General features: G+C 42.7%; 7 protein-coding genes. All 7 read left to right on the top strand.

Annotation, left to right across the window (positions count from 1 at the left end; all coding sequences use genetic code 11):
* The first annotated feature begins 117 nt into the window (after positions 1-117).
* The 7 genes from tepA (at position 118) to yfmH (ending at position 8,541) form a co-directional block, all read left to right on the top strand.
* Positions 118-855, top strand: coding sequence for a translocation-enhancing protein TepA (tepA, locus tag MOF34_RS16715; protein ID WP_003220980.1), 738 nt, complete (start codon positions 118-120; stop codon positions 853-855).
* The gene (locus tag MOF34_RS16710) at positions 852-1,064 is read left to right on the top strand and encodes a YlzJ-like family protein (protein WP_019714450.1); all 213 of its coding nucleotides are present in this window, start codon (positions 852-854) and stop codon (positions 1,062-1,064) included. The genes tepA and MOF34_RS16710 overlap by 4 nt, the downstream gene beginning before the upstream one ends.
* A 129-nt stretch (positions 1,065-1,193) precedes the next feature.
* Positions 1,194-3,557: a DNA translocase SpoIIIE gene (gene spoIIIE / locus MOF34_RS16705; protein ID WP_268400942.1), complete on the top strand. Its 2,364-nt coding sequence runs from the start codon at positions 1,194-1,196 to the stop codon at positions 3,555-3,557.
* Positions 3,558-3,700: 143 nt separating this feature from the next.
* Entirely contained in the window at positions 3,701-4,426 is a 726-nt protein-coding gene (locus MOF34_RS16700) for a GntR family transcriptional regulator (protein WP_019714452.1), read from the top strand.
* Positions 4,427-4,564: 138 nt separating this feature from the next.
* Positions 4,565-5,776 (top strand): bacillibactin exporter BcbE, encoded by a 1,212-nt coding sequence (bcbE, locus tag MOF34_RS16695; RefSeq protein ID WP_268400941.1) that lies wholly within the window; start codon positions 4,565-4,567, stop codon positions 5,774-5,776.
* A 201-nt stretch (positions 5,777-5,977) separates the two neighbouring features.
* On the top strand, positions 5,978-7,258 hold the full coding sequence (gene yfmF / locus MOF34_RS16690; RefSeq protein ID WP_268400939.1) for an EF-P 5-aminopentanol modification-associated protein YfmF: 1,281 nt from the start codon (positions 5,978-5,980) through the stop codon (positions 7,256-7,258).
* Entirely contained in the window at positions 7,255-8,541 is a 1,287-nt protein-coding gene (yfmH, locus tag MOF34_RS16685; protein WP_268400938.1) for an EF-P 5-aminopentanol modification-associated protein YfmH, read from the top strand. The genes yfmF and yfmH overlap by 4 nt, the downstream gene beginning before the upstream one ends.
* The last annotated feature ends 18 nt before the right edge of the window (positions 8,542-8,559 follow it).

The raw sequence follows: 8,559 nt of genomic DNA, 5'->3' as shown, positions 1-8,559 counted from the left end.
TACTTGACAGGGGTAAGACCACTGCTCCGGTCTTTATTTTTTTGCCTTTCAAGCCGGGATTGAATTGAGTATCTTTGTTCATAATACAAAGAGAAAATCGGAAAGGGTGAAAGCGAAATGGATCATCGTATGGAAAACGCAGAAGAAGAGCGTCCTGAAAAAAATGACGCGAAAGACAGCATTATGAATAAAATACAGCAGCTTGGTGAAACGACGCTTCCGCAGCTGCCCCAAGATACAAATATTCATTGTCTGACCATTATCGGACAAATAGAAGGCCATGTTCAGCTTCCTCCGCAAAACAAAACAACAAAATATGAGCATGTCATCCCGCAGATCGTGGCGATTGAACAAAATCCCAAAATTGAAGGCCTGCTGATTATATTAAATACTGTCGGAGGAGATGTTGAGGCGGGTCTCGCAATAGCAGAAATGCTGGCATCGTTATCAAAACCGACCGTTTCCATTGTGCTTGGCGGAGGTCATTCCATCGGCGTTCCGATTGCGGTATCTTGTGATTACAGCTATATTGCTGAAACAGCAACGATGACGATTCATCCAGTTCGGCTGACCGGGCTGGTAATAGGTGTGCCGCAAACGTTTGAATATCTGGATAAGATGCAAGAAAGAGTTGTTAAATTTGTGACAAGCCACTCAAATGTAAACGAAGATAAGTTCAAAGAGCTGATGTTTTCAAAAGGAAACTTAACACGTGACATCGGAACAAATGTCGTTGGTAAGGATGCTGTCGAGTACGGATTGATCGATCACGTCGGAGGAGTCGGACAAGCGATCAATAAACTGAATGAGCTGATTGAGGAAGCAAGAGCAGAAGAAGGACGGATGATTCAATGATTCTGTATACTATGATGCCGCAGGAAATTGTTTTTGCTGAACAGAACCAACAGACAAGCGCACATGAGCAAATTGAATATAGAGGTGTGCCGCTTCTCGTTGAGATGAAAGGCAATGAAGCGGAAGTGATTCAAATCATGAGCACCAATCCAATGCATTTTCTGCACCCGGACATTTCACCGGGACAAAAGCTGAAAATAAACCTATAAGATCCACCCCTTTTTTAAGGGCAAAATATGCTATAATAGGGGAATCCTACAGAAAAAACGCAGCCTGTAAACGGCTGCTTTCTTCATTATGTATGAACTTACATTTTTTAACGCAGTAAGGTGATGAGTGTGGCAAAGAAAAAACGTAAATCAAGAAAAAAACAGGCGAAACAGCTCAATATAAAATACGAACTCAACGGATTGCTGTGTATAGCCATTTCAATTATTGCAATTCTGCAGCTGGGGGTAGTCGGGCAAACCTTTATTTACTTGTTCCGCTTTTTTGCTGGAGAGTGGTTTATCTTATGCTTATTAGGTTTATTAGTGTTAGGAGTCTCGCTGTTTTGGAAGAAGAAAACGCCAAGCCTATTAACGAGACGAAAGGCCGGGTTGTACTGTATTATGGCCAGCATATTGCTGCTTTCTCACGTACAGCTGTTTAAAAATTTGACGCACAAAGGGTCTATTGAGTCTGCAAGCGTGGTGCGCAACACATGGGAATTGTTCTTGATGGACATGAATGGCAGCTCCGCTTCACCTGATTTAGGCGGAGGAATGATCGGTGCGCTGCTATTTGCTGCTTCACACTTTTTATTTGCGTCAACTGGTTCTCAGATCATGGCGATTGTTATGATTTTGATCGGGATGATTTTAGTCACAGGGCGCTCTCTTCAAGAAACGCTGAAAAAGTGGATGAGCCCGATTGGCCGCTTTTTAAAAGAACAATGGTTTGCATTTATTGATGATATGAAATCCGTCAAAACCAATATGAAGTCATCGAAAAAAACGAAAGCGTCGAGCAAAAAACAAAAACCCGCCCGCAAAAAACAGCAACTGGAACCGGAGCCTTCTCCTGAAGAGGGGGATTTAGAAACGGTATCGCCTCTTATTCATTCAGAGCCGATTATCTCAAGCTTTTCAGATCGCAATGAAGATGAAGAGTCTCCAGTCATAGAAAAACGCACTGAACCTGTATCAGAGCCAATTCAGGACATCCAGACTGAAACAGGTGATCAGGAAACTGTTTCTGCTCCGCCTATGACCTTTACGGAGCTTGAAAATAAGGATTATGAGATGCCGTCACTTGATATACTGGCAGATCCGAAGCATACTGGCCAGCAGGCCGATAAAAAGAATATTTATGAAAATGCGAGAAAGCTCGAACGCACCTTCCAAAGCTTTGGCGTAAAGGCGAAAGTCACACAGGTTCATCTTGGGCCGGCCGTAACAAAATATGAAGTGTATCCTGATGTCGGAGTGAAGGTTAGTAAAATTGTCAATTTAAGCGATGATTTGGCTCTTGCACTTGCTGCAAAGGATATCAGGATCGAAGCACCAATACCAGGCAAATCTGCAATCGGAATTGAGGTTCCGAACGCAGAAGTGGCGATGGTATCGCTGAAGGAAGTGCTAGAGTCCAAGTTAAATGACAGACCGGACGCAAAGCTGCTAATCGGACTCGGCCGCAATATTTCAGGTGAAGCTGTGCTGGCTGAGTTAAACAAGATGCCCCATCTTTTAGTCGCAGGGGCAACAGGAAGCGGAAAAAGCGTCTGTGTCAACGGCATTATTACAAGTATTCTGATGCGCGCGAAACCGCATGAAGTGAAAATGATGATGATCGATCCTAAAATGGTAGAGCTGAATGTCTACAACGGGATACCGCATTTGCTAGCTCCGGTAGTAACGGATCCGAAAAAAGCGTCACAGGCTTTGAAAAAGGTTGTCAATGAAATGGAGCGGCGGTACGAGTTATTTTCTCATACGGGTACACGAAATATTGAAGGATACAATGATTATATAAAACGTGCCAACAATGAAGAAGGAGCGAAACAGCCGGAGCTGCCGTATATCGTTGTGATTGTGGACGAGCTTGCCGATCTCATGATGGTCGCTTCATCTGATGTGGAGGATTCGATTACGAGATTGTCCCAAATGGCGCGGGCTGCCGGCATCCATCTCATTATTGCGACACAGCGGCCGTCGGTTGACGTAATCACAGGGGTCATCAAAGCGAATATTCCGTCACGAATCGCGTTCAGCGTATCTTCACAGACGGATTCAAGGACGATTCTTGACATGGGTGGCGCTGAAAAGCTGCTCGGCCGCGGCGATATGCTGTTTTTGCCTGTCGGGGCTAATAAACCTGTCCGTGTGCAGGGAGCATTTTTGTCGGATGACGAAGTGGAAAAGGTCGTCGACCATGTGATTACGCAACAGAAAGCGCAATATCAGGAAGAAATGATTCCTGAGGAGACGACGGAAACTCATACCGAGGTTACAGATGATCTTTATGATGAAGCTGTTGAATTAATCGTCGGCATGCAGACAGCATCTGTTTCAATGCTGCAAAGAAGATTCAGAATCGGTTATACGAGAGCGGCGCGTCTGATTGACGCCATGGAGGAACGGGGCGTTGTTGGGCCGTATGAAGGCAGCAAACCTAGGGAAGTCTTATTATCAAAAGAGAAATATGATGAGCTCTCTTCTTAATGAAGGGAGTTCAGCTTTCTTCAATTATCAATAATAACATTATGTAAACTGACAACCTTTCTATTTATTTTTTCGACAAAACATGATATAGTTGTCCCAATTGTTCAATAATTTTTATCGAAAGTGGTTTACGGAGGGGAAACATGTCTACAAAAGCTGATAACCGGCACTTGTATTTAAAAGTAATTGAACGAATTAAAGAGGATATTAAAAATGGCATCTACACAGAGAAGGAAAAGCTGCCTTCTGAATTTGAGCTTTCCAAAAAGCTTGGTGTCAGCAGAGCGACGCTTAGAGAAGCCTTGCGGATACTGGAAGAAGAGCATGTCATTATCAGAAGGCATGGTGTAGGCACTTTTGTCCATTCTAAGCCGTTATTTCTTTCGGGCATTGAACAGCTGAACAGTGTAACGAAGATGATAGAACAGGCAAATATGACGCCTGGTACGATTTTTCTATCATCCCAAGTGCTTATGCCGACTGAAGATGATAGCAAGAGATTTCATATGGAAGATGGACAAGAACTTTTTTACCTCGAACGAGTCAGAACCGCTAACGGACAGCCGATTGTGTATTGTATAGACAAAATTCCGATGGATATTTTGCCGAATTCTTTCTCTCATCAGCAAGAATCAATGTTTGACCTGCTTGAGAAAAATTCAGGCTCCGTGATCAGCTATGCCGTGACTGATATTGAACCGATCGGCTATCATGATACCATTTCGCCAGTGCTGGAATGCGATCCGGAAACAGCTCTTTTACTGTTAAAACAAACCCATTACGATCAGCACGATAAACCGGTGCTTTACTCATTAAATTATTTTAGAGCGGATAAATTCAGATTTCATGTTTTGCGTAAACGATTCTAAAACGGGCGCTGTAAATGTGTCTGTTTTTTTATTTGCACTGATTCATGTTTCTTTGTACATACTTTCACTCCTGTTAACGCAATATATAAGGGATGACAAGAAAGTGAATGGGTGAAAATGTTGAGAGAGAAAAATGGAATGAAAAATATTATTGCATTGTCTTCTGTACCGCTTGTGATGACACTAGGGAACTCCATGCTGATTCCTGTTCTTCCAATGATGGAGAAAAAGCTGGGAGTGACTTCATTTCAAGTGTCTTTAATTATTACTGTATATTCAGTAGTAGCGATTATTTGCATTCCAATTGCCGGATATTTATCAGATCGATTCGGGAGAAAAAAAATATTGCTTCCATGCCTTCTCATAGCAGGATTAGGTGGGTTGGTGGCTGCTTTTGCCTCAACTTATATGAAAAGTCCTTATGCTATGATTTTGGCGGGTCGGGTTCTTCAAGGTATTGGCTCTGCAGGGGCAGCTCCTATCGTTATGCCGTTTATCGGCGATTTGTTTCAAGGAGACGATGAAAAGGTCAGCGCCGGCCTTGGTGATATTGAAACTGCCAACACGTCAGGGAAGGTATTGAGTCCTATACTAGGCGCCTTACTAGCTTCTTGGTACTGGTTTGTACCTTTTTGGTTTATTCCGTTTTTCTGTTTGATCAGCTTTTTGCTCGTGTTGTTTCTGGTGGCCAAGCCTGAAGAAGATGAAGATGCGCCAGCGGTTTCTGAATTTATCAAGAGTGTGCGAAAAATTTTTAAGCAGGACGGACGCTGGCTTTATACGGTCTTTATTATCGGGTGTGTCATTATGTTTCTGTTATTCGGCATATTATTTTATTTATCAGATACGCTGGAGAAGAAGTATGCCATTGACGGAGTAGCTAAAGGCGGATTACTGGCAATCCCACTTTTATTTTTGTCAACGAGTTCTTATATAGCTGGCAAGAAAATTGGTAAAGATAAAGGCCGAATGAAGTTTTGTGTTGTTACAGGAATGACTCTGTTAACCCTGTCGTTTATTGCCTTGTGGTGGAACCACAGTTTTTATTTTTTATTTGTCTTTTTAAGCTTTGGAGGGATTGGGATTGGAATGGCGCTTCCTGCTTTAGATGCACTGATAACCGAAGGAATTGAAAGTGAGGAATGCGGAACCATTTCCTCCTTTTACAATAGCATGCGCTTTATAGGAGTAGCTATCGGTCCGCCTGTTTTTGCGGCGTTAATGTCTAATGCAAACTGGCTGATTTTCATTCTATCGGCGTTTTGCAGCATCGTTTCTTTATTCTTAGTGCTCTTTACTGTAGATGCTAAAAAAAGTGAAGAGGAAGAAAAAAACTTAGGGACGGTCTAGCCAACCGTCTCTCTTGCAGTTTACAATTGTCGTGCTGCAGGCGCAAATGAATTAACCTATACAGCCTCCGTCCTGTCGGGCGGAGGTTATTGTTTCCTTATAAATCCTACAGTTGCTATAATTACATGAAAGAGTGTTTCTGCGTATGCTGAAAATTGGTCATAATACATACTAATAAGAAATGAACGAAGGAGGTTCCATATGTCATATGTAAATGAAATCAAAACAAAGCACGGCGGTTTAACCGCACACATCGTAAAAACAGAAAAATTCAAAACCGTCTCGCTTATTTTTAAAATGCTTGCACCGCTGACAAAGGATCAAGTCACTAAAAGAGCGTTGCTTCCGCATGTGCTTCTTCGCGGTACAAAAAGCCATCCGAAAACCGCAGAGTTGCGTTCTTATTTGGATGAACTATACGGGACGTCCGTTTCGGCAGATCTTTCGAAAAAAGGAGAGCGGCACGTCATTACGTTCAGGCTTGAAGTCCCGAATGAAAAATATTTAAGAGATCAAACGCCGCTTCTTGAAAAAGGACTGCAGCTCCTTGCAGAAATCGTCTTTTCACCTGCTTTAGAGGGAGGCGCATTTCAATCACAATATGTGGCTCAGGAAAAACGGACGCTCAAGCAAAGAATCCAAGCCGTCTATGACGACAAAATGCGCTACTCTAATTTAAGGCTGATACAGGAAATGTGCAAAAATGAGCCTTACGCGCTTCATGTCAATGGGGAAATCGACGATGTCGATGCCATTACAGCCGATCAATTATATGAAACATATCAAAGCGCTATCCAAAAAGATCAGCTCGATCTTTATGTCGTTGGCGATGTGGACAGTAACCAAGTGCAAGCGGCAATTGATAAGTATTTCCAAGCAAAAGAGCGTAATATCGGCATGCCAGAAAACAATCATGCTGAGCAAAAAGCCCAGCCTAAAGAAGTAATTGATGAAGAAGACGTCAAACAAGGAAAGCTGAATATCGGCTACAGCACCAGCATCACTTATACGGATCAGGATTATGCTGCTTTGCAAGTGTTTAACGGATTGTTCGGCGGATTCTCTCATTCCAAGCTTTTCATCAATGTTCGGGAAAAAGCCAGTCTTGCATACTACGCCGCTTCACGTATAGAAAGTTTTAAAGGCTTATTAATGGTGATGTCGGGCATTGAAGTGAAAAATTACGAACAGGCTGTTTCTATTATTGCTGAGCAATTTCAGGCAATGAAAAACGGCGACTTCAGTGAGCAGGACATCGCTCAGACAAAGGCTGTCATTCGAAATCAAGTGCTGGAAACCATTGATACAGCGTACGGTTTATCTGAATTTTTGTATCAGCAGGCCGCTGCCCAAGTCGATATTCCTATCGAAGACTTTCTTGCCAATATTGAGCAAGTCACAAAAGAGGATATCGTGAAAGCCGGTGAAAAGATTCAGCTTGATACGACTTATTTCTTAAAAGGGACGGAGGGTGCATCTTGATCAAACCAATCGAATACGAACAGCTTCAGGAGACGCTGTACCATGAAAAAATGTCAAACGGCCTTGACGTTTACGTTTTGCCGAAAAAAGGCTTCAACAAAACATATGCGGTTTTTACAACAAAGTACGGCTCTATAGATAACCGGTTTGTCCCTTTAGGTAAAAATGAGATGGTTCACGTACCGGACGGCATCGCCCATTTTCTTGAGCACAAGCTGTTTGAAAAAGCGGACGGAGACGTTTTTCAAGATTTCAGCAAACAGGGCGCTTCTGCCAATGCGTTTACATCATTCACAAGAACGGCTTATCTTTTCTCATGCACATCAAATGTTGAACGTAATTTAGAGACGCTGATCGATTTCGTACAGGACCCGTATTTTACTGAAAAAACGGTTGAAAAAGAAAAAGGGATTATCGGGCAGGAGATTAACATGTACGATGACAACCCCGATTGGAGGCTTTACTTCGGGGTCATTGAAAACATGTACAAAGAACACCCTGTCAGAATAGACATAGCGGGAACGGTGGAAAGCATTTCACATATTACAAAAGATCTTCTTTATGAATGCTATGAAACGTTTTATCACCCGAGCAACATGCTCCTCTTTATTGTCGGACCTGTAGATCCAGAAGCGATCATTTCTCAGGTAAGAGAAAATCAAGAGAGAAAGCCATATACTGACCAGCCGGAGATCAAACGGGAAGAAGTGAAAGAGCAAGAAGCTGTTTTCCGAAAAGAAAAAGAGATCAAAATGAATGTGCAGGGTCCGAAATGCCTTGTCGGGCTGAAATCAAAGAATCCGTTTAAACTAGGCAAAGAGCTGTTGAAGCATGAACTTTCCATGAACTTATTGCTGGAATCTCTTTTCGGCAAAAGCTCTGCCCAGTACGAATCACTTTATGAAAAAGGGTATATTGACGAAACGTTCAGCTTTGATTTTACAGCTGAATATGGTTTCGGTTTTGCGGCGATCGGCGGCGATACACCCGAGCCTGATCAATTGGCTGAAGATATATCAAGCATGCTTCTGCGGGCCGGTGAACTGATTAATGCTGAAAAGATTGAACTTGCCAGAAAGAAAAAGATCGGCACGTTCTTAAAAGCGCTGAATTCACCTGAATACATTGCCAACCAATTTACCCGCTATGCTTTCTTGGATATGAGCCTGTTTGACGTCGTAACGGTTCTCGAGCAAATTACTCTCGAGGATGTCCAGAAAGTCATACAAGAGGAAATTGCTGCGGACAGACTGACTGTCTGCAAGGTTGTTCCTAAATCATAAACAAACATCCCTCCAGTG

It is taken from the genome of Bacillus sp. T17B1, from assembly GCF_026796395.1.
Classification (GTDB): domain Bacteria; phylum Bacillota; class Bacilli; order Bacillales; family Bacillaceae; genus Bacillus; species Bacillus spizizenii_A.
The sequence above is the reverse complement of the archived record's forward strand: the minus strand, read 5'-3'. Positions and strand labels throughout refer to the sequence as shown.